Source organism: Streptomyces sp. NPDC000983, from assembly GCF_040299205.1.
Taxonomy (GTDB): Bacteria; Actinomycetota; Actinomycetes; order Streptomycetales; family Streptomycetaceae; genus Streptomyces.
In genome coordinates, this window is the sequence record NZ_JBEPBM010000001.1 from 191,338 (window position 1) to 214,470 (window position 23,133).

At 74.3% G+C, this 23,133-nt stretch carries 20 protein-coding genes; 6 read left to right on the top strand and 14 right to left on the bottom strand.

Annotated features, from left to right (window positions below; translation table 11 throughout):
* Positions 1-80: 80 nt before the first annotated feature.
* Positions 81-1,577, top strand: a complete 1,497-nt coding sequence (locus ABT296_RS00605) for an FUSC family protein (protein WP_351922149.1) — start codon at positions 81-83, stop codon at positions 1,575-1,577.
* A 12-nt stretch (positions 1,578-1,589) separates the two neighbouring features.
* Here ABT296_RS00605 and ABT296_RS00610 read toward each other — a convergent pair whose 3' ends face one another.
* Positions 1,590-2,372 carry a DUF899 domain-containing protein gene (locus ABT296_RS00610; protein ID WP_351922150.1) on the bottom strand — a complete coding sequence of 261 codons (783 nt, stop codon included), beginning with the start codon at positions 2,370-2,372 and terminating at the stop codon, positions 1,590-1,592.
* A gap of 190 nt (positions 2,373-2,562) precedes the next feature.
* On the opposite strand from ABT296_RS00610, the gene ABT296_RS00615 reads away from it, so the two are divergent.
* Positions 2,563-3,591, top strand: a complete 1,029-nt coding sequence (locus tag ABT296_RS00615; RefSeq protein ID WP_351922151.1) for a lactonase family protein — start codon at positions 2,563-2,565, stop codon at positions 3,589-3,591.
* A 97-nt stretch (positions 3,592-3,688) separates the two neighbouring features.
* Here the strand turns inward: ABT296_RS00615 and ABT296_RS00620 are convergent, their stop codons facing one another.
* From ABT296_RS00620 to ABT296_RS00635, 4 genes are all read right to left on the bottom strand, one after another.
* On the bottom strand, positions 3,689-4,609 hold the full coding sequence (locus ABT296_RS00620) for a sirohydrochlorin chelatase (protein WP_351922152.1): 921 nt from the start codon (positions 4,607-4,609) through the stop codon (positions 3,689-3,691).
* Between the two features lie 118 nt (positions 4,610-4,727).
* The gene (locus ABT296_RS00625; protein WP_351922153.1) at positions 4,728-5,705 is read right to left on the bottom strand and encodes an N-acetylglucosamine kinase; all 978 of its coding nucleotides are present in this window, start codon (positions 5,703-5,705) and stop codon (positions 4,728-4,730) included.
* Positions 5,702-6,379: a uracil-DNA glycosylase gene (locus ABT296_RS00630; RefSeq protein ID WP_351922154.1), complete on the bottom strand. Its 678-nt coding sequence runs from the start codon at positions 6,377-6,379 to the stop codon at positions 5,702-5,704. The genes ABT296_RS00625 and ABT296_RS00630 overlap by 4 nt, the downstream gene beginning before the upstream one ends.
* 73 nt (positions 6,380-6,452) lie before the next feature.
* Positions 6,453-7,538: a WD40/YVTN/BNR-like repeat-containing protein gene (locus ABT296_RS00635; RefSeq protein ID WP_351922155.1), complete on the bottom strand. Its 1,086-nt coding sequence runs from the start codon at positions 7,536-7,538 to the stop codon at positions 6,453-6,455.
* A gap of 235 nt (positions 7,539-7,773) precedes the next feature.
* On the opposite strand from ABT296_RS00635, the gene ABT296_RS00640 reads away from it, so the two are divergent.
* Positions 7,774-8,337 carry an Rv1733c family protein gene (locus tag ABT296_RS00640; RefSeq protein WP_351922156.1) on the top strand — a complete coding sequence of 188 codons (564 nt, stop codon included), beginning with the start codon at positions 7,774-7,776 and terminating at the stop codon, positions 8,335-8,337.
* 767 nt (positions 8,338-9,104) lie between these two features.
* Here the strand turns inward: ABT296_RS00640 and ABT296_RS00645 are convergent.
* Positions 9,105-11,090, bottom strand: a complete 1,986-nt coding sequence (locus ABT296_RS00645; RefSeq protein ID WP_351922157.1) for a HEAT repeat domain-containing protein — start codon at positions 11,088-11,090, stop codon at positions 9,105-9,107.
* 92 nt (positions 11,091-11,182) lie between these two features.
* The gene (locus ABT296_RS00650; protein WP_351922158.1) at positions 11,183-12,838 is read right to left on the bottom strand and encodes an acyl-CoA dehydrogenase family protein; all 1,656 of its coding nucleotides are present in this window, start codon (positions 12,836-12,838) and stop codon (positions 11,183-11,185) included.
* A gap of 75 nt (positions 12,839-12,913) precedes the next feature.
* Between ABT296_RS00650 and ABT296_RS00655 the strand changes: the two genes are divergently transcribed.
* Positions 12,914-13,672 (top strand): PaaX family transcriptional regulator C-terminal domain-containing protein, encoded by a 759-nt coding sequence (locus ABT296_RS00655; RefSeq protein ID WP_351922159.1) that lies wholly within the window; start codon positions 12,914-12,916, stop codon positions 13,670-13,672.
* Between the two features lie 81 nt (positions 13,673-13,753).
* On the opposite strand, the gene ABT296_RS00660 is transcribed toward ABT296_RS00655, so the two are convergent.
* Positions 13,754-14,527, bottom strand: a complete 774-nt coding sequence (locus tag ABT296_RS00660; protein ID WP_351922160.1) for a pectate lyase — start codon at positions 14,525-14,527, stop codon at positions 13,754-13,756.
* A 360-nt stretch (positions 14,528-14,887) separates the two neighbouring features.
* Between ABT296_RS00660 and ABT296_RS00665 the strand changes: the two genes are divergently transcribed.
* Entirely contained in the window at positions 14,888-16,207 is a 1,320-nt protein-coding gene (locus tag ABT296_RS00665; RefSeq protein WP_502977154.1) for an extracellular catalytic domain type 1 short-chain-length polyhydroxyalkanoate depolymerase, read from the top strand.
* 107 nt (positions 16,208-16,314) lie between these two features.
* Here ABT296_RS00665 and ABT296_RS00670 read toward each other — a convergent pair whose 3' ends face one another.
* Positions 16,315-17,682 carry a nucleobase:cation symporter-2 family protein gene (locus ABT296_RS00670; protein WP_351922162.1) on the bottom strand — a complete coding sequence of 456 codons (1,368 nt, stop codon included), beginning with the start codon at positions 17,680-17,682 and terminating at the stop codon, positions 16,315-16,317.
* A gap of 77 nt (positions 17,683-17,759) precedes the next feature.
* Positions 17,760-19,112 (bottom strand): FAD-dependent oxidoreductase, encoded by a 1,353-nt coding sequence (locus tag ABT296_RS00675; protein ID WP_351922163.1) that lies wholly within the window; start codon positions 19,110-19,112, stop codon positions 17,760-17,762.
* A 199-nt stretch (positions 19,113-19,311) separates the two neighbouring features.
* Here ABT296_RS00675 and ABT296_RS00680 point away from each other — a divergent pair, with 199 nt between their 5' ends.
* On the top strand, positions 19,312-19,803 hold the full coding sequence (locus tag ABT296_RS00680) for a DUF6214 family protein (protein WP_351922164.1): 492 nt from the start codon (positions 19,312-19,314) through the stop codon (positions 19,801-19,803).
* On the opposite strand, the gene ABT296_RS00685 is transcribed toward ABT296_RS00680, so the two are convergent.
* From ABT296_RS00685 to ABT296_RS00700, 4 genes are all read right to left on the bottom strand, one after another.
* Complete coding sequence (locus tag ABT296_RS00685; RefSeq protein ID WP_351922165.1) at positions 19,742-20,482, bottom strand: TetR/AcrR family transcriptional regulator; 741 nt, start codon at positions 20,480-20,482, stop codon at positions 19,742-19,744. The two genes, ABT296_RS00680 and ABT296_RS00685, sit on opposite strands and share 62 nt — an antisense overlap.
* Positions 20,483-20,640: 158 nt before the next feature.
* The gene (locus tag ABT296_RS00690) at positions 20,641-21,372 is read right to left on the bottom strand and encodes an HAD family hydrolase (RefSeq protein ID WP_351922166.1); all 732 of its coding nucleotides are present in this window, start codon (positions 21,370-21,372) and stop codon (positions 20,641-20,643) included.
* A gap of 41 nt (positions 21,373-21,413) precedes the next feature.
* The gene (locus ABT296_RS00695; protein WP_351922167.1) at positions 21,414-22,106 is read right to left on the bottom strand and encodes a phosphatase PAP2 family protein; all 693 of its coding nucleotides are present in this window, start codon (positions 22,104-22,106) and stop codon (positions 21,414-21,416) included.
* Positions 22,107-22,164: 58 nt separating this feature from the next.
* Positions 22,165-23,103 carry a M56 family metallopeptidase gene (locus tag ABT296_RS00700; RefSeq protein WP_351922168.1) on the bottom strand — a complete coding sequence of 313 codons (939 nt, stop codon included), beginning with the start codon at positions 23,101-23,103 and terminating at the stop codon, positions 22,165-22,167.
* Positions 23,104-23,133: the final 30 nt, after the last annotated feature.

Sequence of the window (23,133 nt, forward strand, 5' to 3'; positions counted from 1 at the left end):
AGGGATGCTCTCATGGAGCCGTCGATGGCGCTGCGGATCCCGCGGCGCCTTTTTCATGCCGGTCCGAAGGGCGGAGTGCATTGCTGAAGAGGGTGTTCGCGGCGCCGGACCCGGGGCGGACGCGGCTGCGCTTCGCCACCCGGGCCGTGCTCGGCATCGGTCTGGCGGTCGTGGTCTGCGGGCAGGCCGGCCACTCCCTCGTCGGAGCCGTCACCGGCGGACTGGCCGCCCTGCTCGCCCTCTTCACGGTCACCGACGCCACCGTCCGCGGCCAGGCCGTCACCACCGCGCTGCTGCCCCTGGTCGGCCTGCCCGTGCTCGCCGCCGCGGCCGAACTCCACGACCAGCCGCTCGCCCGTGACCTCACCTTCCTCGCGGTCGTCGGCGCCGGCGTGTACGCCCGCCGCTGGGGCCCGCGCGGCCACAGCCTCGGCGTCTTCGCGTTCATGACGTACTTCGTGGCGCAGTTCCTCCAGGCGACCCCGCGCCACCTCCCCGAGCTGTACGCAGCCCTGCTGCTCTCCCTGCTCACCGCCTTCGCCGTCCGTTTCGGGCTGTGGTGCTACGAGCGCCGCATCCCCCCGGCACCCCAGCCCGCCGCGCCCGGCGGCACCGGCCTGGCCCGGGTGACCACCCGCCAGGCCGTCCAGGCCACCGCCGGCGCCGGCTTCGCCCTGGTGGTGGGCCAACTGGTCTCGGGGGAGCGCTGGTACTGGGCCGTCGGCGCCACCTGGTGGGTCTTCGTCAACACCACCTCGCGCGGCGAGACCCTGGTCCGCGGCTTCCGGCGGGTCCTCGGCACGGTCCTCGGCATCGGCCTCGGCCTGGCCGTCGCGGTCCCGCTGCACGGCGCGCCGGCCCCCACGGCCGCCGTCCTCGCCGTCTGCGTCTTCGGCATCTTCTACACGGCGGCCGTCTCCTACACCTGGATGATGCTCTGCGTCACCCTCCTCGCCGGCCTCCTCTACGGCCTGCTCGGCGTCCTCGATCCCGCGCTGCTCGCGCTGCGGCTGGCGGAGACCGGCGTCGGAGCGCTGGGCGCCGTGCTCGCGGTGCTGTTCGTGCTGCCGGTGACGACCCACGCCGTCACCGACGCCTGGATCCAGCGGGCCCTGCGCTGCGTCCACGCGGCGACCGCCGAGGCCGCGGCCCGCCTCGCCGGCTCCCCGACCGCCGACCCCGCCTCGCGCGTCGCCGAACTGGAGACCCTGCTCGGCCGGGTCCGGCTGTCCGTCGCCCCGCTCGTCCACCCGCTCAACCCCATGCTGGGCCGCAAGCGCCGCGCCCGCCGGGTGCTGGCCCTGCTGGACGACTGCGCCCGCGAGATCCGCGGCCTGGCCGCGGTCGCCGCCGACCCGGTGGCCTCGCACGACGCCCGGCTGGCGGCGGCCTGCTGGCGGGTGGAGGCGGCGGTCGAGGCGCTCACCGGGGACGCCCCCGACGAGCCCGCGCGGCCGGCCACGGCCCCGGTGGCGGCCGAACCCGCCCTGGCCCACCTGCACGGCCTGGAGCGGGCGCTGGCCGAACTGGCGACGCCCCTGCGGACCCCCACGGGGTCGCCGCTCGTGGGGGCCTGAGACCCGCCCGCGTCAGTGGTGAGGACCGCTCCGGCCGAGGGTCTCTACGGGGGTCGCGCCGGGGCGGGTCCACTGGGGCACGGGACGGCTGGTGGGACCCCAGGTCGGGGCGCCGTCCGCGTCCGTGCGCCAGTACCAGCAGGCGTGGCGCCCCTCGGGCCGGCCCTCCGGGTTGTCCTCCCACGCCTCGCCCCGGCCGTACGGCGTCATGTCGAGCAGGCCGAAGGTCGCGTTGGCCGGCTCGATGCCGCGGCCCGTCGTGGAGTAGGTCAGGAAGACCCGGTCGCCGTCGCGCAGGAAGCAGTTCAGGTGGCCCATCTCGCCGCCGACCGGCCCCGGCACGCCCCGGACCGAGTACCAGGGCTGCGTGTAGCCCATGAACTCCACGAACGCGGCCACCTCCGCCCAGCGCCCCGTGGTGACCACGGCGAACGACACGCCGCGCGCGTTGAGGTAGACCGAGTCCCGGAGGTTCCAGGCCGCGTCGGTGCAGCCCTCGCACTGCCCCTGGTGCGGCGCGCCGTCGTACCACATGTGCTGGTAGACCACGAGCTCCGCACGGCCCTGGAACAGGTCCCGGAACGGGACCGGGCCGTCGGGTCCCACCACCTCGACGGACCTGTCCACCTCCACCATCGGCAGCCGGCGGCGCGCCGCCGCGAGGGCGTCGCCCGCCCGGGTGTGCGCCTTCTCCCTGACCAGCAGCTCGTCACGGGCGGTCTGCCAGGCGGCCAGGTCGACGACGGGCGGGCGGCCGGGCAGCGGGCCGGCCGGATCGTCGGGCACGGTCGTCATGATGTCCTCCGGGATCTGTCGGCCCGGGCCGGGGCGCCGGGCCGTCCTGAGACGGTCACCTGAAGAGACTCGCAAGGCCCCCGGAACTCATCGCCGCGGACGCCCTCAGCATGCGGTTCATTTGGTCTAGACCGCAATTGATCGACTGCTACCGTCACCTCCGGACGCACCCGACGGAGAGGGGACAGCGGTGGCAGACAGGGGCAGCAGGAGAGCCTTCATCGGCTCGTTCACGGCGGCCGGCGGTGCCGGCATCGTGGTGGCGGCCGTGGACCCCGACAGCGGCGCGCTGGCCGTCGTCGGCGGCGTGGACGACCTGCCCGATCCCTCCTACCTCGCCCTGGCGCCGGACGGCGGCACGCTCTACGCCGTCAGCGAGACGACCGAGGGCGCGGCGGCCGCGTACCGGGTGAACGGCGGCAGGCCCGAGCGCATCGGCCCGCCCACTCCCGTGGCCGGTCGCGGCCCCACCCACCTCGGCCTCCACGCCGGACACCTCCTCACCGCCAACTACGGCTCCGGAAGCGTCAGCGCCGTCCCCGTGCGCCCCGACGGCTCCCTCGCCGCCGCCACCTCCAGCGTCCTCGCGCACACCGGCTCGGGCCCGCACACTCCCCAGCAGCAGGGCCCGCACGCCCACCAGGTGCAGGCCGACCCCAGCGGCCGCTGGGCCGTCAGTGTGGATCTCGGCACCGACTCGGTGCGGGTGTGCACCCTGACCGAGGGCCGCCTCGAACTGCACGGGGAGTACGCGCTGCGCCCCGGCTCAGGCCCCCGGCACCTGGCCTTCCACCCCGACGGCACCCACGCCTACGTGCTGAACGAACTGACCCCCACGGTCACCGTGTGCCGGTGGGACGCCGTCGACGGCTCCCTGAAGCCGCTGACCGAGACCCCGGTGCTGCCGGGCGCCCCGGCGGGCGACGCCTACCCCTCGGCCCTCGCCGTCTCGCCCGACGGCCGCTTCCTGTGGACCGCCACCCGCGGTGAGGACGTCCTGTCCGCCTTCTCCGTCGAGGGCGAGGCGCTGCGGCTCCTGGGCACCGTGTCCTGCCGGGGGCACTGGCCGCGCGACCTCACCGAGTCCGGGGGCCGCCTGTACGTCGCCAACGAGCGCTCCGGCGACGTGGCCTGGTTCACCGCGGACCCGGCCTCCGGCCTGCCGCGCTACGGCGGCTCCGTGGAGGTCACGGCGGCCTCCTGTGTGATCATCGGCTGACCCGTGCCTGCCTGCCCCGGATCGCTCCGGGGACGACGAAGGGCCCGCTTCCGGCACGGAGCGGGCCCTTCTCGTCGTACCGGGGTCGTGCCGGGCCTCAGCGGGCCGGCGTGCCCTGCGGCTGCGGGGGAGCGATGCCCAGCGCCGTCGTGTACTTGGCCAGCGCGAGCTTGCCGATGGCCGGGTAGGGGCCCAGCGCCTCGGCGGCGGCGCAGCCCGCCTCCTTGGCCGCCTCCTCGATCAGCGCCGGCTCGATCTCCGGCCCTATCAGGTACGGGGCGAGCGCCAGCTGCTGCGAACCGGAGCCGCGCAGCTGCTCGGCGACGGAGGCGATGGAACCCTCCTGGTCGAGCGCCGCGGCCATCACCGGCACGGCGAGCCGCGCGGCGAGCAGCATGCCGGTGATACCGGCCGCCTGCACGGCCTCCTCGCCGCCCACGGAGGCCAGGATGATGCCGTCGGCGGCGGTCGCCACCGTGAACAGCCGGGCGCGGTCGGCACGGGCCAGACCGGCCTCCGACAGCCGTACGTGCAGCGCCTCGGCGAGCAGCGGGTGCGGGCCGAGCGCGTCGGTCAGATCCGCGGCGACCCGGCTTTCCATGACCGCCTGGCGGATCTGGCGCAGCAGGGCGCTGTCCGGGCCGGCCAGCAGGGGCACCACGACGGCCACCGGGCCGTCGGGCTCCTTGGCCTCCACACCGGCGGCGACGGCCTGCTCGTAGCGTGCGGTGCGCTCCTGCGCGGTGTGCGCGAGCACGTTCTGCAGCGTGGGGAACTCGGAGTCGTCCCCGTCGAGGTACCCGATGCGCGCGTCGAGGCCGGGCAGCTCGGAGCGGGCGATGCTCACGACCTCCTCGGCGAGGCTGCGGGTGGCGGGACCCGGCGTGCCCGGGACCGCGAGAACGAGCGCGGGCGCGCCCTCGGGAGCGGCCAGCGGCTCGGGTCGGCGGTGCCGCCCGGGCTGTCGCGGTCGCGGCATTCGTACTGGCAGGCCGGCGGGCCCAGTGGGGGAGCTCATGGCGCCGCATGTTACTGGTTTCCGGGGTTCCCCTGTTCGGGGAGGGTGCAGGTGAGCGGTATCCGTCCGGTTTTGTCTGATGAGTTACGCGCGCTGCGGAACCGGGCGGCGCGACCGGTCAGTCACCGGCGCCGGTCACCACGCTGAGCAGCGCACTGTCACCCGGCAGGGTGAGGTCGCCGGCCGCCAGCTCGGTCGCGATGCGCACCGCCCCCAGCAGCGGGTCCCCGGCGGCGGCCACCCGGCGCGCGTGCGGCAGCCGCTCGGCCAACTCCTCCTCCAGGGGGACGACGAGCGCGTCCCCGGTTTTCAACAGCCCGCCGGTGAGTGCCACTCGCGGTGCGCCGTCGGCGGGGCATACCGCGGCGGCCGATTCGGCGATGTGCCGTGCCGCCGCGCGCAGGACGGCCGCGGCGACCGGGTCGTGCCCGGCGAGGGCGGCCACCTCGGGAGCGAAGGAGGCGAGGACGGCGGGCCGGTCCGGCCGCGGGTACAGCTGCCCGGGAAGCCCGGGCATCGGCCCGAACATCTCCTCGGCCCGGGCGAGCAGCACCGTCGATCCGCCCGGCCGTCCGTCGTGGGCGCGCAGCGCCGCCTCCAGGCCGGCCCGTCCGATCCAGGCGCCGCCGCCGCAGTCGCCGAGCAGATGGCCCCAGCCGTCCGCCCGGCGCCAGCGCGTCAGATCGGTGCCGATGGCGATGAGACCCGTACCGGCGGCGACGACGGCACCCGGCCCGGTACCGAGCGCGCCGACGTAGGCGGTGACCGCGTCGGCGGCCAGCGCGACCCTGCGGATGCCGAACTCCCGCTCCAGCGCGGCCGGCAGCTCCGCGCGCAGGGCGTCACCCAGGGTGGCGAGCCCCGCGGCGCCGACCACCGCGGTGTCCAGCCGGTCGATCCGTGTCTCGGCGGTCAACTCGCGCACGAGGGGGACCACTTGTGCCATCAGATGGTCCGGGTCGATACCGCGCGCCCCGGTGCGTACCGGCTCACGGGACTCCCGCTGGCCCAGCACCCCCCGTTCGGCGGTGCCGACCACGACACGCAGCCCGGAACCCCCCGAGTCGACGGCGAGGAGCCCGCGCCGCCCGGTCACGGCAGGCGCCAGTCCACCGGCTGACCGCCCTGACCGATCAGCAGCTCGTTGGCCCTGCTGAACGGGCGGGAGCCGAAGAAGCCGCGGTCGGCCGACATCGGCGAGGGATGCGCCGACTCCACCGAGGGCAGCGAGCCGAGCAGCGGGCGCAGATTGCGCGCGTCGCGGCCCCACAGGATGGACACCAGCGGCTTGCCGCGCGCCGCGAGCGCCCGGATCGCCTGCTCGGTGACCTCCTCCCAGCCCTTGCCGCGGTGGGCGGCGGGCTTGCGAGGAGCTGTGGTGAGCGCCCTGTTGAGCAGCAGCACGCCCTGCTGCGTCCAGGGCGTCAGATCGCCGTTGGACGGCTGCGGCAGTCCCAGGTCGGTGTGCAGCTCGCGGTAGATGTTGATCAGGCTGCCGGGCAGCGGCCGCACCTCCGGCGCCACCGAGAACGACAGTCCCACCGCGTGTCCCGGTGTCGGATAGGGGTCCTGTCCGACGATCAGGACGCGTACTTCGTCGAAGGGCTGCTGGAAGGCGCGCAGTACGTTCGCTCCGGCGGGGAGGTAGGTGCGTCCCGCGGCTATCTCCGCGCGCAGGAAGTCGCCCATCTCGGCGATCCGTCCGGCCACGGGTGCCAGGGCCTCAGCCCAGCCCGCTTCGACGATCTCATGCAAGGGTCGTGGTGCCACGGGCGTCACCCTACTGCCGTACACGGAGGGGAGATCAACCCGTGGCCCGAACCCCGGCCCCCCGCGGTGCGGTTCATCCGACCACCGCGGCGCGCACGCACAGCACGTCCGGCAGATGCGAGGCCAACTGCCGCCAGGTGTCGCCGTCGTCGGCGGAGGCGTACACCTCGCCGTTGCGGTTGCCGAAGTACACCCCGGCCGGGTCGGCGTCGTCGGTGCACAGGGCGTCGCGCAGCACCGTGCCGTAGTGGTCGCCCTGCGGCAGCCCCGAGGAGAGCGCCTCCCAGCTCCGCCCGGCGTCCGAGGTGCGGAAGACCCGGCAACGCCGGTCCGCGGGCACCCGGTCGGCGTCGGCGTTGATCGGGAAGACGTACGCCGTGTCACCGCGGTGCGGATGGGCGGCCGCGGCGAAACCGAACGTCGACGGCAGCCCCTCGCCGATGTCCGTCCAGGTCGCCCCCGCGTCGTCGCTGCGGTAGACGCCCCAGTGGTTCTGCAGATACAGCCGGTCCGGGTTGGCCGAGTCCCGGGCCACCTTGTGCACGCACTGGCCGAACTCGGGGTCGGGGTCGGGCAGGAACACCGCCGAGACACCGGAGTTGGACGGGGCCCAGCTCTCGCCGCCGTCGGTGGTGCGGAAGACGCCGGCGGTCGACACGGCGACGGTGACCGACCGCGGGTCACGGGTGTCGGTCAGCACCGTGTGCAGGCCCTCCCCGCCGCCGCCGGGCACCCACTGGGAACGGGTCGGGTGCTCCCACAGCGGGCGGACCAGCTCGAAGGTCTCCCCGCGGTCCTCCGAGCGGTACAGCGCGGCCGGTTCGGTGCCCGCGTAGATGACGTCCGGCTCGGCCGCCGCCGGGTGCAGCTGCCACACCCGCTCCAGCGAAGCCCCGGTGTCCTTGGGGAACTTGACGGCCGGCCGGGCCGGTTCGGTCCAGGTGCGGCCCAGGTCGTCGGAGTGGAACACCGACGGGCCCCAGTGCGCGCTGTCCCCGCCCGCCAGCAGCCGCGGACGCCCGCCCCGGGTGTCGACGGCGACCGAGTACACGGCCTGCGCGTTGAAGTAGGGGCTCTCGTCGAACTCCCAGTCGTCATCTCGCCTGCGCCCGATGAACAGGCCCTTTCGGGTGCCCACGGCGAGCAGTACCTCGGTCATGCCGATCACCTCCGCGACGTCGCTGTCCCAGACACCGGCCAGTCTGCACCCCGGCACTGACAGTCACCTCTGGAAACGGCTCCGCCGCAGTTCAGGACGGCGATGGCGGCCGGCTGCCCGAGATCGCGAGGGCCGGCGGGCGCCGGGAACCGGGGCGCCGTGAGCATCCGGAGCGCGTCCGCCGTATGGGAGGGCGGTCGGGCAGTTCGGCGTGTGCATGAGGAGGAGCCCCGCGATGGCGCTGCGAGGTCCGAGGGTGTGGCTGTGGCGCTGGCGGCGCAACCCGCTCAAGCGTCGTGCCGACATGGTCGAGTCCTGGGTGCTGGTGGCCGCCTGGGCGCTGACCGTCCTCGTGGGCGTGGCCGTCGGACTGGCGACCGCCGGTTCCGTGGAGCGGGGTCTGGCCCGTGAGCGCGCCGAGTGGCGTCCCGTACAGGCCAGGCTCACGGATCCGGCGCCCTCCGCGGCGGGCTCCGGGCAGTTGTGGGCGCGGGTGAGCTGGACGGCCCCCGACGGCTCCGCCCGCACCGGGCAGGCACGGGTCGGCTCCGGCGGCGGATCGGGGACCACGGTCACCGTCTGGACGGACCGCTCCGGTCGCCTGGTCATCCGGCCCGCCACCGTCACCCAGGCACACCTGCGCGCGGGCCTCACCGGCGGCCTGGTGGGAGCCGGCGCGGCGATGTTCCCCTTCATGACCGGCCGGATGCTGCGCGACCGCATGGAACAGCGGCGCATCGACCGCTGGGACACGGAATGGTCCCGCTTCGGCCCCTTGTGGGGCCGCACCACGGGCTGACCGACGACGGGCCCCACCGACCGGGCTGACCCAAGACCGACCTCACCGGCCGAGCTGAGCCACGGAGGGCATCGCTTCCCCGGCCGTCCGGCGGGACGCCTCCGCCCCGAGCCCTGTCTGCGGGGGTTGCGTCACGGGCTGAGCCGCGAACGGCCTCGCCGGCCGGGCTGAGCCGCGAACGGCATCACTGTTCCGACCGGGCCATGGCGGGGCGCACCCGGCCGGAGCCCTGTCTGCGGGGCGGCGGTTCGGTCCGTCCTGCGGCCCCGTCCGGGCACCTGGCGGGGTGCACCCGCCCCGAGTCTCCCCACGGGGGCTGCACGACGGGCTGAGCGGCGACCGGCACGGCCGGACGGGCTGAGCCGCGGGCGGCAGTGCTCCCGGCGGCCCTGGCGGGGCGCACCACAACCCGACCCCTTCCTGTTGGGGCCGCATCACGGGCTGAGCCGCGACCGGCACGGCCGGACGGGCTGAGCCACGGCATCGCCGTCCGGGCCATCCGGCGGGGCGCACCCGGCCGGATGGCCTGTCTGCGGGGCGGCACGACGGGTCGAGCCACGGGCGGTCTTGCCGACCCGGCATCTGGCGGGGTGCACCCGCCCCGAGTCTCCCCACGGGGGCTGCACGACGGGCGGAGGCAAGATGATCGGCCTCGTCGGCCGGGCTGACCCGCGGTCCGCATCGCCTCCCGCCGGAGGGGGCCGCACGACGACCCGGACCGCCGCCCAAGCGGCGCGCCCCACCGACCGAGGCGAGACGGCCGTGTCCTAGTGACCCAGCAGCACCTCCCGGCACAGGCTCAGCAGTTCCTCGTCGTCTGCGATGTCATGGCTGCCGTAGCCGTCCGCGGTGGCCGTGTGGCGTCTCGGCTCCGCCAGTTCCGCCTCCACCAGGTCGTGCAGGGGCGTGCCGGCCGGGCCCATCGCGCGCAGCCACCCGGCCAGGGAGCGGCGCAGCCGGGGCTGGCCCGTCCAGGCGGGGCGCAGCACGGTGTGGCAGGCGTCCGCGTCGCCGTCGATCCGCCAGCGGGCGTACGCGGCCGTGGCCCGCCGCGCGGAGGGTCCCGCGGCCCGCGTCACCCGGCGCAGCGCGGGTAGCGCTGCCCGGGCCGGAGGCCCCAGCAGGCCCAGGGTCTCCACGGCCGTCTCCCACCGGCGGGCCGCCGGGTCCTTCGACACGTCCAGCAGCACGGGCAGTACGGCGGACGCGTCCCCCTCGATCTGCCACAGGGCGGCCGCCGCCGGAACCGCGTGGGCCGAGTCCAGCAGCTCCCGCAGGACCGGGACGGCCTCCCGGGACCCCCACGCGCCGAGGGCCCGCACCGCCTGCTCGGCGACCGTCTCCCACAGGAGACCGCCGACGCCCACGCCCCCGAGCAGCCGCAGCGTCTCGGGCACCGCCTCCGCGTGCCCCAGCGCGGTCAGCGCCCGCAGCAGCGGGACCGCCCGCGCCGGTGTCCCGGGGTCGTCGAGCGCCAGGGAGCCCAGGCGGCGCCGCAGCGCCGGGGCGAGGGGAGCGGCCGACGCGCCCAACGCGGCGACCTCGTGGCCGAGTTCGTCCGGCACCACGGCTCCGGCGAGCACCTCGCCCAGGATCGGCACCGCTCGCGGGTCCCCGCACCGCACCAGCGCGGTGAGCGGATCCGCGAGAGCGGGCGGACTGTGCTCCCGCTGCCGCACCCACGGCTCGAGGCGGGCCGCGACCAGGGCGTGCAGCGCGTCGGCGGCCGGGGCGGCCAGGGCGAACAGCGGTTTGAGCGCGGACACCGCGGCCTCGCGCAACCGGTCGTCGTCCTCGGCGAGTTGGGCCCCGATGAGCGCCACCGGCTCGCGGTAGTCGGCCCGCCAGCCGCGGAAGAGCCCACCGGACATCCACACCGCGTTGCACCGGTCCGCCCGGTCCGGGCTGCCCAACTGCCCCACCAGCAGGGCGATCCGGTCGCCCACCCGGGTGTCCAGCGCGTGGTGCAGGGTGCGCAGCAGCTGCGCGCCCTCCTCGTCCGAGGGTCGCAGTCTGCGCAGCCGCCCGACGAGCGTGTCGGTGTGCCCTCCGGTACAGGCCACGGGTGCGCCCTCCCGCCGTTCGGACCGCTCCCGAAGCAGCCGTACGGCGGTGGGCACGAGGCCGGCCGTTATCCGGCCGGGGGCGCAGGCCGCCAGTTGCCCGAGTGCCGCGAGCCGCAGCTCCGCCCCGTACGGCGGGGCGCTCTGCGCCACCAGGAGGTCCACCGCGGCGTCGGCGTGCGCGGGGTGCCTCCGGGTGTACAGGCCGAGGCTCTCGGTCAGGGCGAGCAGGACCCGGTCGTCCCGCTCCACCCTGATCCGCTGCCGTAACAGGTCCAGTACGCGGGCCGGTTCGTCCAGGAACCGCACGAGCGCGCCGGGGGCGGTCCGGCGCACCCCCACGTCCCGGTCCCCGGTGAGGCGGCCGAAGACCTCGGCGCCCGACCGCACCGCGGCCGAGCCGTCGGCCGCGCCCGCCTCCCCGCCGATGCTGACGAGGAGTTCCACGACGGCGCCCCGGTCCGGCAGCTCCTCGGCCGCCGCGAGCGCGAACAGGAACGGCACGCAGGCGAGCGTCGAGTCGTACACGTCGCCCTGGTGGTGCACGGCGCCGTACAGACCGTCGAGCGAGGACTCCCGCTCGGCGGGATCCGCCGAGGCCAGCCCTCTCAGCAGGCCGGGAACGTCCTCGGCGCTGCCGTACGCATGTCGCATCGAGGCCCAGTCGACCTCGTCGATCCCCGTGAACACCTAGTCCTCCCCACAGAGCGCCACCTGCTTCGGAGTCTGCACCACGGCACTGACAACGGGGTGGAATCGAGACGTAACCGTGTGCGATCCGGTCAGTCGGAGTCCGGTAGTGCGCGGTCCAGGACGGCCCCGAGGTCCACGCCGTCCGGCAGGGTGCCGAAGGCGTGGCCCCAGTCGCCGCCGAGGCGGCTCGCGCAGAACGCGTCGGCGACCGCGGGCGGGGCGTGCCGGACCAGCAGGGACGCCTGGAGCGCCATCGCCATCAGCTCCACGAGCCGCCGGGCGCCGGCCTCGGAGGCCGTGGTGAGCATGGACTTCAGCCGGGTCACGGCCGCGTCCAGCCGGGCGTCCGCTCCCCGGGCCAGGGCGAGTTCGTCGAACAGCGCCTGCGCCGCCCCCGGTTCCCTGCCGAGCGCCCGCAGGACGTCGAGCGCGTTGACGTTGCCCGAGCCCTCCCAGATCGACAGCAGGGGGGCCTCGCGGTAGTGGCGGGGCATGCCCGACTCCTCCACGTAGCCGTTGCCGCCGAGGCACTCCAGGGCCTCCGCCGTGAAGGCCGGACCGCGCTTGGTGACCCAGTACTTGCCGACCGCGGTGGCGATCCGCCGGAAGGCCGCCTCCCCGGCGTCCCCGCGCACCGCACGGTCGGCGGCGCCGGCCAGTCGCAGGGTGAGCGTGGTGGCGGCCTCCGACTCCAGCGCGAGATCGGCCAGAACGTTGCGCATCAGAGGCTGGTCGAGCAGCCGCGCGCCGAACGCGCTCCGGTGGCGCGTGTGGTGCCCGGCCTCGACCAGCGTCTTGCGCATCAGCGCCGCCGACATCGTCACGCAGTCCAGCCGGGTGCAGTTGACCATCTCGATGATGGTCTTCACGCCCCGCCCCTCGGGCCCGACCAGCCAGGCCACGGTCCCGTCGAACTCGGGCTCGCAGGAGGCGTTGGAGCGGTTGCCCAGCTTCTCCTTCAGGCGCTGGATCCGGAAGGCGTTGCGGGTGCCGTCGGGAAGGATCCTCGGCACCAGGAAGCAGGACAGCCCGCCCGGCGCCTGGGCCAGCACCAGGAAGACGTCGCACATGGGCGCCGAGGTGAACCACTTGTGGCCGCGCAGGGTGTACACGCCGGGTTCGGCGCTGGGCGTGGCCAGCGTGGTGTTGGTCCGTACGTCGGAGCCGCCCTGCTTCTCGGTCATCCCCATGCCCGCGAGCAGCCCCCGCTTCTCGGTCGGCACGCGCAGGCCCGGGTCGTACTCCCGGCTGGTCAGCAGGGGTTCGTAGACCTTGGCGAGTTCGGGCTGGGCGCGCAGCGCCGGTACGGCGGCGTACGTCATCGACGTCGGACAGCCGTGTCCGGCGTCGGTGTGCCCCCACACCAGTCCGCGCGCGGAACGGGCCACATGGGCGCCCTCGCGGTCCTCCGCCCAGGGCGCCGCGGCCAGGCCCTCGGAAACGGCGACCCGCATCAGGTCGTGCCAGCTCGGATGGAACTCGACCTCGTCGATCCGCCGGCCGTACCGGTCGTGCGTACGCAGCTCCGGCTCGTGCCGGTTGGCCCGCTCGCTCCACTCCTGGGCGGCGGCGCCACCCGCGGTACGGCCCAGCCACCGGATGTCGTCCTCGGCCCACCCGGCGCCCTCCCGGCGCAGCCCTTCGAGCAGGGCGGTGTCCTCGGAGGCGTCGTAGGGGGCGAGGAAGGGGGGCTGGTTGGTGACGTCGTGCGTGGCGTACGGGGCGTACCCGGGTGACTGGACCATACGGCGAGTGTTGCATTTCCGCTGCGATCGCAGCAATGGTGCAACATGAAGATCGGCGCCGTACAGTACGTGCCCATGCGGACGAACCAGACGGCGGAGGAGGGGGAGCCGGCCCTGCGCCCGCTGTCCGCGCGCTCGGTCGTCCTGAGCCTGCTGCTGGGCTGTCATCCGCCCGAGCTGCCGGTGAAGGACCTCGTGCGCGGCGTGGAGCCCTTCGGGGTGGGCGGCTCCACGGTGCGGGCAGCGCTCAGCCGGATGGTCGCGGCAGGCGATCTCCGGCGCGCCGACACCGTCCACCGGCTCAGCGACCGGCTGCTGGAGCGCCAGCGCCGCCAGGACGAGGCGGTGCGTCCCCGCACGCGCGCGTGGGACGGCGACTGGGAGATGGCCGTGATCACCGCGACGGGCCGCGGTCCCGCGGAACGCGCCGAACTGCGCACCCGGCTGGCGGCCCTGCGGCTGGCCGAACTCCGGGAGGGCGTCTGGCTGCGCCCGGCCAACCTCACCCGCCCGCTCCCGGCGGACCTCGGGCCGGTGTCCCAGCACTGGACCGCGCGCCCGGACGCCCCGGCGCGCGAACTGGCGGGAAGCCTGTGGCCGTTGGACGCCTGGGCCGCCACGGCGCGGGCCCTGCTGGCCAGGGTCACCGAGACGGACGCCCCGGCGGACCGGTTCGCCGTCTTCGCCGCCGTCGTACGCCACCTGCTGGCCGACCCGGTCCTCCCGCCCGCGCTGCTGCCCGCCGACTGGCCGGGCGCGTCGCTGCGGGCCGAGTACACCCGGTACCAGCGCGAGCTGACCGAGCGGGTACGCGCGCGTACCGGCCGGACATGACACGGAGGCCGTACGAAGCGCCGTGTGGGGACACTTCGTACGGCCGCCTTCACCAACCGGGGGGCTTTTGGGGGCCGACCCCTAGCGGTAGGTGATGTCCGAGGTGGAGTACAGGCAGTTGGTGCTGTCCGGGCCGGTGCCGACCGCGGTGGTGTTGTTGTACTTCTGGCAGGGAACGACCTTGCGGCTCGAGTCGTTCAGGATGGTGATGCCGCGCAGGGTCGCCACGTCGTTGCGGTTGACGTTGATGCCGACCAGGCGCGCGGTCGAACCGGTGCCGGTCGCCTCGATGTTGCTGAGGTTGACCTTGCGCGTGTACTGCGTGGAGCAGTCGCCGCAGGAGCGGTAGAGCGTCTTGAACTCGCTGACGGCGAAGTTGGAGATGTTCACCGTGCCGGGGCCGTTGTGCTGGAAGACCTTGTCCGCGGCCTTCTTCGCGCCGCCGCCGGTCACCGTGTAGGTGGACCCGCCGCGGAAGGTGGCGGCGTCCTCGCCGACGTCCTCCCACCAGACGTTCTGGAGCGTGCAGTTGCCCTCGCAGTGGATGCCGTCGGCGCCGGGCGCTCCGATGATCACGTTCTTCAGCGTGGCACCGGCGGCCAGCTTGAAGATCGGGTCCTGGCCCTCCTCCTGGCCGTCGCCGGCCAGGTCCCCGCTGCCGTAGTAGCGCTTCATGCCGCCGTCGACCGTGCCGGAGACGGAGATGGTGGAACTGACGGCCTGGCTGCCGTTGGCCGACGGCCAGGTGGCGGCGTGGGCCGTCGGTGCCGTTCCTGTCGTGATCATGCCAATCGTGACGCCGAGTGAGGCGATTCCGCCCATCAGGGCGCGTCGCCTGGTGTTCAGTGAAGTCATGTCCCGATGCCTTCTTCTGAGTGGGGGTCAGATGCGGGGCGTGCGGTGGCGCTGCCGGTCGGCGAGGTTCGCTCGCTGTTCGGGTACGTGAACGATGCTTGTCATGCAGAACACCGCACGCGCACAGGGTGACCTTCTGGGGGATTTGCGCCGCGGCTCGGTCACTCTGTTGAACGGAACGTAAGCGGTAAGCGCTTTCTGGTCAACGCTTTCGTCAAAAGAATCACGTCCGCCCTGGTGAAAGGGAGGGGGCCTTTCCCGCTTGTGCCCCGAGGCCGTGGGAGCGCTTCCATGGCAGGCGTGTCCATGCCACGATGCCCTTCCCGGACGCCACGAGTCGTGACCAGAAGGGACAAGGACGTGCCCACCCCCACCCGCACCCTCACCTCCGCCCGGTCCATCGCCCTGTGCGCGGCGCTCCTCGCGCTGCTCGCGACACTGCTCGTCACCGCACCCGCCTCGTCCGCCGCACCCGCCGCCCGCGCCGACGCGGTCCCCGCCGCCACCCTCACCGAGGTCACCGGCTTCGGCGCCAACCCCAGCGGCCTGCAGATGTACGTGTACGTCCCGGAGAGCGTCACCGACGATCCCGCGGTCCTGGTGGCCGTGCACTACTGCACCGGGTCCGGCCCGGCGATGCACTCCGGAACCGAGTACGCCTCGCTCGCCGACCGCTACGGGTTCATCGTGATCTACCCGTCGGTCACCCGTGCCGGCAAGTGCTTCGACGTCGCCTCCCCGCAGGCGCTCACCAGGGGCGGCGGCAGCGACCCGGTCGGCATCAAGTCCATGGTCGACTGGGTCACCGCCGCCTACGACGCCGACACCTCACGCGTCTACGCCACCGGCATCTCCTCCGGCGCCATGATGACCAACGTCCTGCTCGGGGTGTACCCGGACGTCTTCCGGGCGGGCGCCGCCTTCGCGGGCGTGCCCTTCGGCTGCTTCGCCACCACCGACGGCTCCGAGTGGAACAGCGCCTGCGCGGGCGGCACCGTGGCCCGCACCCCGCAGCAGTGGGGCGACCTCGTCCGCTCCGCGTACCCCGGCTACTCCGGCCCCCGGCCGCGCATGCAGCTCTGGCACGGCACCGAGGACGACGTCCTGCGGTACCCCAACTTCGGCGAGGAGATCGAGCAGTGGACGAACGTGCTCGGCCTCGGCCAGACCCCGGCCGCCACCGACTCCCCGCAGCCGGGCTGGACCCGCACCCGCTACGGCGGCACCGGTGACCAGGCCCCCGTCGAGGCGATCAGCCTCCAGGGCGTCGGCCACAACCTCTACAGCTACGGCGTGATGGGCCCGCTCGCCATCGCCTACTTCGGCCTCGACGGCGACGGGCCGGCGCCCGAGCCCCCGGCCGGCCCCTGCAAGGTCGCCGTCACCGTCAACGCCTGGAACACCGGCCTCACCGCCTCGGTGACGATCACCAACACCGGTACCACCACGGTGAACGGCTGGCGGCTCGGCTTCACCCTGCCCGCGGGCCAGACCGTCACCAACGGCTGGAACGCCTCGTACGCCCCTGCCTCCGGAGCGGTCACGGCGGCCAACGCCTCCTACAACGGCACGATCGCCCCGAACGCGAGCGTGAGCATCGGCTATCAGGCGACCCACTCGGGCGACAGCGCCGCGCCCGGCGCCTTCACGCTCAACGGGAGCGCCTGCACCGTCGGGTGAGCCCCGCGGCCGTCGGGGGGTGCCGGTGCTCCCCGACGGCCGCCGGCCTGCCGTCGAACTCCCGGCTGCGGTGCGGGGATTCGAACGCCGGCCCGCGACTCCTGCGGCTATCCGGCCTCCTCGCGCACCGGGGCCGCCGCCGGCACCGGCGCGGGCGTCGGTGCCTTTGCTTCCGCCGACGTCCCCTTCGAGGGAAGGTGGTTGAAGATCAGGTTCAGTGCGATCGCCGTCAGGCACCCGGCGCTGATCCCGCTGTGCATCACCGTCTGGAACCAGTCGGGGAACCCGTCGTAGAGCGTCGGCACGCCCACCGGCAGCACGCCCATGGCGACCGAGACGGCCACCACCGTCAGGTTGTTGTTGCCCTTGAAGTCGACCTGGGCCAGGGTCCGCAGGCCGCTCGCCGCCACCGTGCCGAACATGACCAGACCCGCGCCGCCCAGCACCGGCGCCGGTATCGCCGCCACCACGGCGCCCAGCTTGGGCAGCAGCCCCAGCAAAACGAGGATGCCGCCGGCCGCCGCGACCACCCAGCGGCTGCGCACCCGGGTCATGCCCACGAGGCCGACGTTCTGCGCGTACGCCGTGTACGGGAAGGTGTTGAACACCCCGCCGAGGACGGTCGACAGGCCGTCGGCGCGCAGTCCGTCGGACAGGGAGCGCGCGTCGACCTTGCGGTCCGTCATCTCGCCGACCGCGATGAAGTCGCCCGTCGTCTCGGTCATCGTCACCAGGGCCACCACCAGCATCGCGATGATCGCCGACGCCTCGAAGGTGGGGGCGCCGAAGTGGAACGGCGTGCTGATGCCCACCCAGTCCGCGTCCGCGACCCCGTCGAAGTCCGTGAACCCGAACGGCACGGCGACGGCCAGTCCGACGACGATGCCGACCAGCACCGCGATCCGGCTGAGGAAGACCGGCGCGAAGCGCTGCACACCGACCACCACGGCCAGCACGAACGCGGCGAGCGCGAGGTTCCTGGGCGCGCCGAAGTCCTGCGAACCGGCGCCTCCCGCCACCCAGTTGCCCGCCACCGGCAGCAACGAGATGCCGATGATCAGGATCACCGTGCCGGTGACCAGCGGCGGGAAGAAGCGCAGCAGTCGGCCGAACACCGGCGCCAGCAGCATGATCGCGAGCCCCGCGACGATCACCGAGCCGTAGATGGCGGGCAGTCCGCCGCCCGTGGTGCCGATGATCACCATCGGTGAGACGGCGGCGAAGGTGCAGCCCTGCATGATCGGCAGCCGGACGCCGAAGCGCCAGAAGCCGATGCACTGGATGAGGGTGGCGATGCCGCACACCAGGAGGTCGGCGGTGATGAGGTAGGCGAGGTCCGCCGGCGGCAGTTTCATCGCGCCGCCGACGATCAGGGGGACGGCCACGGCGCCCGCGTACATCGCGAGGACGTGCTGGAGGCCGAAGGCGGCCAGTTGGCGTGCGGGTGGGACTTCGTCCACGGGGTGCGTCGTCATGGGCGAGACCGTAGGCGCCTTGAACAGTTTGTTGATTTCGAAGCTGTTTCCGGTCGGTGACCCGTCCCCGGGGCCTGTCAGCGGGGCGGGACGGACCCGCCGCGCGCGGCGTCGAGCAGGGACCGCCAGTCCGCGAGCTTCACCACGCGCCGCCCGAGCGCGGCGCCCAGTTCCGCCTCCGCGCGCTCGATGGAGCGCCAGCCCTCCCACGGCACCGGTTCGCTGCCCGCTGCCCGCAGCGCGTCCAGCGGGTCCTCGGGCACGGCCCTGCCCGCGAGCGCGGGGGCGTCCTCGATCAGTGAGGTCACCGTCTCCTTGGCGCAGGGCCGGTTGGTGCCGATGACGCCGGTCGGGCCCCGCTTGATCCAGCCGGCGACGTACTCGCCGGGGGCGACCGTGCCGTCCCGCAGCACCCGGCCCGCCGAGTGCGGCACGGTCGCGGTCGCCGGGTCGAAGGGGAGTCCCTCCAGCGGTACCCCGCGATAGCCGACCGAGCGCAGCACCAACTGGGCCCGCACCACCTCGAACCGCCCGGTCCCCAGCACCCCGCCCCGCCCGTCCGGTGCCGTGCGCTCGAAGCGGACGGCGCCCACCCTCCCGTCCTCGGCGAGGAGTTCGACGGGACGCAGGAAGAACCGCAGCCGGATGTGGCGCAGGGCCTCCGGGGTCGCCGCCCCGGGCCAGCCGCGCAGCACCTCCACGTTGCGGCGCTGGGCGCCGGGGAGGTCGGACGGGTCCGCCCAGGCGGGGTCCGCCGCCGCCTCCGCCGGATCCACCGTGACGTCGGTGTCCGGCAGCGAGCCCAGCTCGCGCAGTTCCTTGGTCGTGAAGCGGGCCTGCGAGGGGCCGCGCCGGCCGACCATCGCGATGTCGGTCACCCGGCTCGCGGCCAGTGCGGTCAGCGCCTGCTCGGGCATGTCCGTCGGACGCAGTTCCGCCGTGCCCCGGGCCAGCATGCGGGCGACGTCCACCGCGACATTGCCCATGCCGATCACCACCGCCGACCGTGCGCCGCTGACGAACCCGTCGTCGGCCGCGTCCGGATGGGCGCTGTACCAGGACACGAACTCGGTCGCCGACCAGCTGCCCGGCAGCTCCTCGCCCGGGATCCCCAGGTGCCGGTCGGTGGCCGCGCCCACGCAGTACACGACCGCGTGGTACAGCTCCAGGAGCCGGGCGGCCGCGACCCCGCCGGGCCCGATCCGCACCCCGCCGAGGAACCGCACCCGCTCGTGCTCCAGCACCGTACGCAGGTTGTTCTGCAGGGACTTGATCTTCTCGTGGTCCGGGGCCACGCCGTACCGGACCAGTCCGTAGGGGCAGGGCAGCCGGTCCAGGACGTCCACCCGGACGGCGGAATCCAGCTGTACGAGACTCTGCGCGGTGTAGCACCCGCTCGGCCCCGAGCCGACGACGGCGACATGCAGCACGGCGGAACTCCTCACCCGTGGGATCTCAGGAGAGCGCTGGTGGCTCCAGCATGGCACCCGGCGGGCTGCGCTGACAGGGTGCCGACCGTGACGGGCCGCGCGTGTTCGTTTGTATGGAATGTGATCATGCGGTTACGTTCCGTGTGTGCTAGAAGCATCCTTTCTTAATCTTTCTGATCGTTGTCCGACGGATGGCCAGGTGTCCGTGTGGCCCGCGTGGGAAGTGCGGGAGGACGGGGGCGCGACCTCGTGGTTCCAGGTCCGCCTCGCGTTCGCGGACGGTGCCCGGGTCGACGCGCTCGCCGTGGTCACCTCCGACGGGGGCGTCTCCGTCGAGGACGTACGGGCGCAGCCGGCCCTCTCCCTGGACGACCTGTCCGTGCTCGCCGACTGGATCGAGGAGCCGCTGTTCGAGGCGTGCGGGGTGCCGGACGGGCCCGGCGCGCGGACGGACGGCGCCGACGGGGAGCGGGACGCGGCCGGTACGGGGCGGCGGGCCCGGCCGGCCTGGCCGCGCGGCGCGGAGGGCCGGTGGCTGCTCGCGCAGGAGTACCGGGCCGCTCAGGAGGAGGGCTTCGACCCCGTGCTCGCGGTCATGTGCGCGACCGGGCACAGCCGCCGCAAGTCGCTCAGGCTGATCGCCCAGGCCCGGGACGCGGGGCTTCTGACGCCCCGGCACGCCCGGCGCTGAGTTCGCAGCCGGGCGTCAGCGGCTCGTCGCCGGTGGCGAAGAACCGCGAGAGGTCGGCGTCGCCGCAGGCGCCGGGCGGTGCGTCGGGGTCCGGCGGGAAGCCCATCTCCCGGTCGAGCCCGTAGCGCTTGAACAGCTCGGCGCGCAGCACCCGCACGGGCATCGGGACCCCGGGCACCACCGCCGCGTAGACCGCGCCCATCAGCAGCGCGCGCAGCATCGGGTAGTCGGCGTCGACGTCGGGGGAGCCGTACCGGGCGCAGGTGTCGCGGAGCAGTTCGGCGAGCCGGCGCTGCTCCGGGCACTGGACGAAGCCCTCGGCCTGGAGGATTCCCGCCATGTGCTGGCGCATCAGCACGGGCCGGTCCCGGGCCAGTCCCAGGATCGCGTCCACGGCCCGGGCCATCCGCTCCCGGCCGTCCTCGGCGCCCGGTTCCCGCTCCAGGGCCTCCTCCAGCGTGCGGTGCATCAGCCGGTGCACCGCGGACTGGAGGAGCTGGCGCTTGCCGGGGAAGTAGTAGGAGACCAGGCCGCGCGCCGAACCGGCCCGGTCCGCGATGTCGCCCAGGGTCGTGGCCTCGTAGCCGCGCTCGCTCACCAGCTCGACCGCTGCCTGGAGGAGCCGCTCCCGGGAACGCCGCCGCAGTTCTTCATTGACCGAGGCGCTGCGCGGGGACATGCTGTACTCCTGCGTTGACTGGCTGCCAGCCAACTATACTCAGCGCAGCCCGTCGGCCGCTGTGCCGTTCGGGTTTCGGGTTGCCGCCTGCCTTGGGCGACACGGGGGATCGCCCAAGGCGGGCGTGCGACTCCCCGATGGTGGCCCCGGGCGACCGATCAGACGCCGACGCCGGAGTCCTCGTGCCGGCCGCCCCGCATGCGCTCCACCACGTCCAGTACCGGGCGCAGCGCGTCGGGCCGTTCGGCCGCCGGCAGATGGTCCACGAAGTGGACCCCGCACCCCAGCGCCGCGGCCCCGCCGTCCGCCCGGCGGTTGTCGCCGACCATCAGGACCTCGCGCGGATCGGCGTCCAGTGCGGCACAGGCCGTCCGGAACAGCCGCGGGTCCGGCTTCTGCACCCCGTGCTCGAAGGACAGGACGTAGACGTCCACGTACCGGTCGAGCCCGTGCTCGCGGAAGACGGGGCGCAGGTCCCAGCCGATGTTGCTGACCACGCCGACCCCGATCCCGCGCTCCTGCAGGCCGGCCAGCACCTCGGCGGCGTCCGGGTAGGGCCGCCAGGCGTCGGGGTCCATGTGGCGGTCGTAGAGGAGGTCGTGCAGCCCCTCGTCGGGCAGCGGGACGTGCCGGGACAGTCCCGTGTAAGCGGCCCGGTGCAGTTCCGGGCTCTTGTCCCGTACGCCCCAGACGCTCGCGACGTCCTCCGGCAGCCAGGCGGGATCCGCCCCGCCCGGCAGCGCCCCCATCCGTTCCAGGGCCCTCGCGGTGCCGGACACCTCCGGCTCCGGCAGTTCGATGTCCCGCTCGGCCAGCGCCCCGCGCAGCCAGGACTCGGCGGACTGGATGCGGAAGAGCGTGCCGGAGAAGTCGAACAGGACTGCCGTCATGCCCGAAGCCTACGGGGGAGTGGATCTGCCGCGAGGGCGTTTCAGTCCGTTGCCCCGCCCCGCCGCCGGGACCCCCAGCGGCCGTGCGCGATCACCGCCAGGGCCACCAGCGCGGTGCCCATGACCCAGCCGCCGACCACGTCCGAGGCCCAGTGGACGCCCAGCCACACCCGGGTCAGTCCGACACCGAGCACGGACACCACCGCCACCGCGACGGCCGTGCGCCACACCGCGCGGCCGACGCCGTGGCGGTGCAGCAGGTACAGCAGGAGCCCGCAGACCACCGTGGCGGTCATGGCGTGGCCGGACGGGAAGGCGGAGTAGTGGGCGGAGTCGACGGGGTCGGGCCAGACCGGGCGAGCACGGTCCACCGCTGCTTTCAGGCCCTGCTGGAGGGCGGTGCCGAGCGCGGTGGCGAGGACCAGCCACAGCGCCGTCCGGCGGGCCGCGTGCCGCCACAGCAGCCACACCACCGCCGCCGCGCACAGCAGCCGCATGGTCCAGGGGTCCCAGACCCAGTCCGTCAGGATCCGGAACGTCTGTGTCAGCCCGGGTTCGTCGACCGCCCAGCGGTGGGTGGTCTCCGCGATGTCCCCGTCGAGGGTCATCAGGGGACGCCACCGGGTCGCGACCAGGGCGAGCAGGAGAGCGGAGCACAGGGTGAGCACGGCCGCCCAGCGGGCGGGGGCGGGGGCCGGCGGACGGGGCGGGGAGTCGACGGGCTGGGTGTGCATACTGCGATACTCGCCGACCTCGGGTGCCGGAGGCCAACTCCGGCCCGCCCGTGCCGGACTATCCGAGTGCCCGCAGCCCCGGTCCGAACGTCACCAGCACCGGGATCACGGGCACCAGAGCGCCGGCCGCCGTCAGCCGCAGCCGGCGGGCCGGGGTGAGCCGCCGGGGCGGAGTGAGCAGGCGGGTCACCCGCTGGGGCACATGAGCCTGCGTGCTGGGGCCGGGGCCGAACACGCCCCGGTCCTCGTTGAGTTCGACCAGCGCCAGCGCGGTGGTCAGCCGGCCGTGGCGGCGCGAGGCCATGTCGTCGGCGGCCAGTTCGACCAGCCGGTGCATCTCGTCCCGGAACGCGGCGAACACCGGCACCTGCGGAAACGCCGTGGCCAGCGCCGCGGAGGAGTGCAGCAGCCAGTCGTGCCGGGCCCGGGCGTGGCCCTGTTCGTGGGCGAGTACGGCGTCCAGTTGCCGCCCCTTCAGGCGGCGCAGCGCGGCCGTGGTGACGACGAGGCGCGGCACCGACCCGGGCAGCCACCAGGCGTCGGGCCGCTCGCTCTCCAGGACCACCAGACGTCCGTCGGGACCGCTCTCCTCGCCGGGCAACAGCGGGGCGCGGTCGAGGAGTTCGGCCTCCTGGCGGCAGCGTCTGGCCCGGGCCCGCGCGATCTCGCGGACCAGCGTCACACCGCTCCACGCCCCGGCGCAGGCGAGCGCCACCGCGGTCACCGCCGCCCAGGGGCCGGGCACCCCGAAGGCGTACGCCTCGACCACGGTCGACGGGGCCGGCGCGAACACATGACCGCGCACCGCCTGCCAGGCCGCGGCCGCGCTGAGGGTCATCGACAGGGCGCAGCACAGCAGGACGGCCACCACCACGCACTGCCACACCCAGAGCGCCACCACCGGTTCACGGTCGGGGAATTCGGCCCGGGCGAGCACGCGGGGCGCCAGCACGGCGGTCAGGGCGCCGAGCAGCAGCAGTGCCGCGGGGACCATCATGGGAGCAGCCTATGAGGGCCGTACCGCCGA

Coding starts and splice junctions, on each gene's coding strand:
- ABT296_RS00610 (WP_351922150.1), bottom strand. CDS start 2,372: ATGACGACCGTGCCCGACGATCCGGCCGGCCCGCTGCCCGGCCGCCCG.
- ABT296_RS00620 (WP_351922152.1), bottom strand. CDS start 4,609: ATGAGCTCCCCCACTGGGCCCGCCGGCCTGCCAGTACGAATGCCGCGA.
- ABT296_RS00635 (WP_351922155.1), bottom strand. CDS start 7,538: ATGACCGAGGTACTGCTCGCCGTGGGCACCCGAAAGGGCCTGTTCATC.
- ABT296_RS00640 (WP_351922156.1), top strand. CDS start 7,774: ATGGCGCTGCGAGGTCCGAGGGTGTGGCTGTGGCGCTGGCGGCGCAAC.
- ABT296_RS00650 (WP_351922158.1), bottom strand. CDS start 12,838: ATGGTCCAGTCACCCGGGTACGCCCCGTACGCCACGCACGACGTCACC.
- ABT296_RS00655 (WP_351922159.1), top strand. CDS start 12,914: ATGCGGACGAACCAGACGGCGGAGGAGGGGGAGCCGGCCCTGCGCCCG.
- ABT296_RS00660 (WP_351922160.1), bottom strand. CDS start 14,527: ATGACTTCACTGAACACCAGGCGACGCGCCCTGATGGGCGGAATCGCC.
- ABT296_RS00670 (WP_351922162.1), bottom strand. CDS start 17,682: ATGACGACGCACCCCGTGGACGAAGTCCCACCCGCACGCCAACTGGCC.
- ABT296_RS00685 (WP_351922165.1), bottom strand. CDS start 20,482: ATGTCCCCGCGCAGCGCCTCGGTCAATGAAGAACTGCGGCGGCGTTCC.
- ABT296_RS00690 (WP_351922166.1), bottom strand. CDS start 21,372: ATGACGGCAGTCCTGTTCGACTTCTCCGGCACGCTCTTCCGCATCCAG.
- ABT296_RS00695 (WP_351922167.1), bottom strand. CDS start 22,106: ATGCACACCCAGCCCGTCGACTCCCCGCCCCGTCCGCCGGCCCCCGCC.
- ABT296_RS00700 (WP_351922168.1), bottom strand. CDS start 23,103: ATGATGGTCCCCGCGGCACTGCTGCTGCTCGGCGCCCTGACCGCCGTG.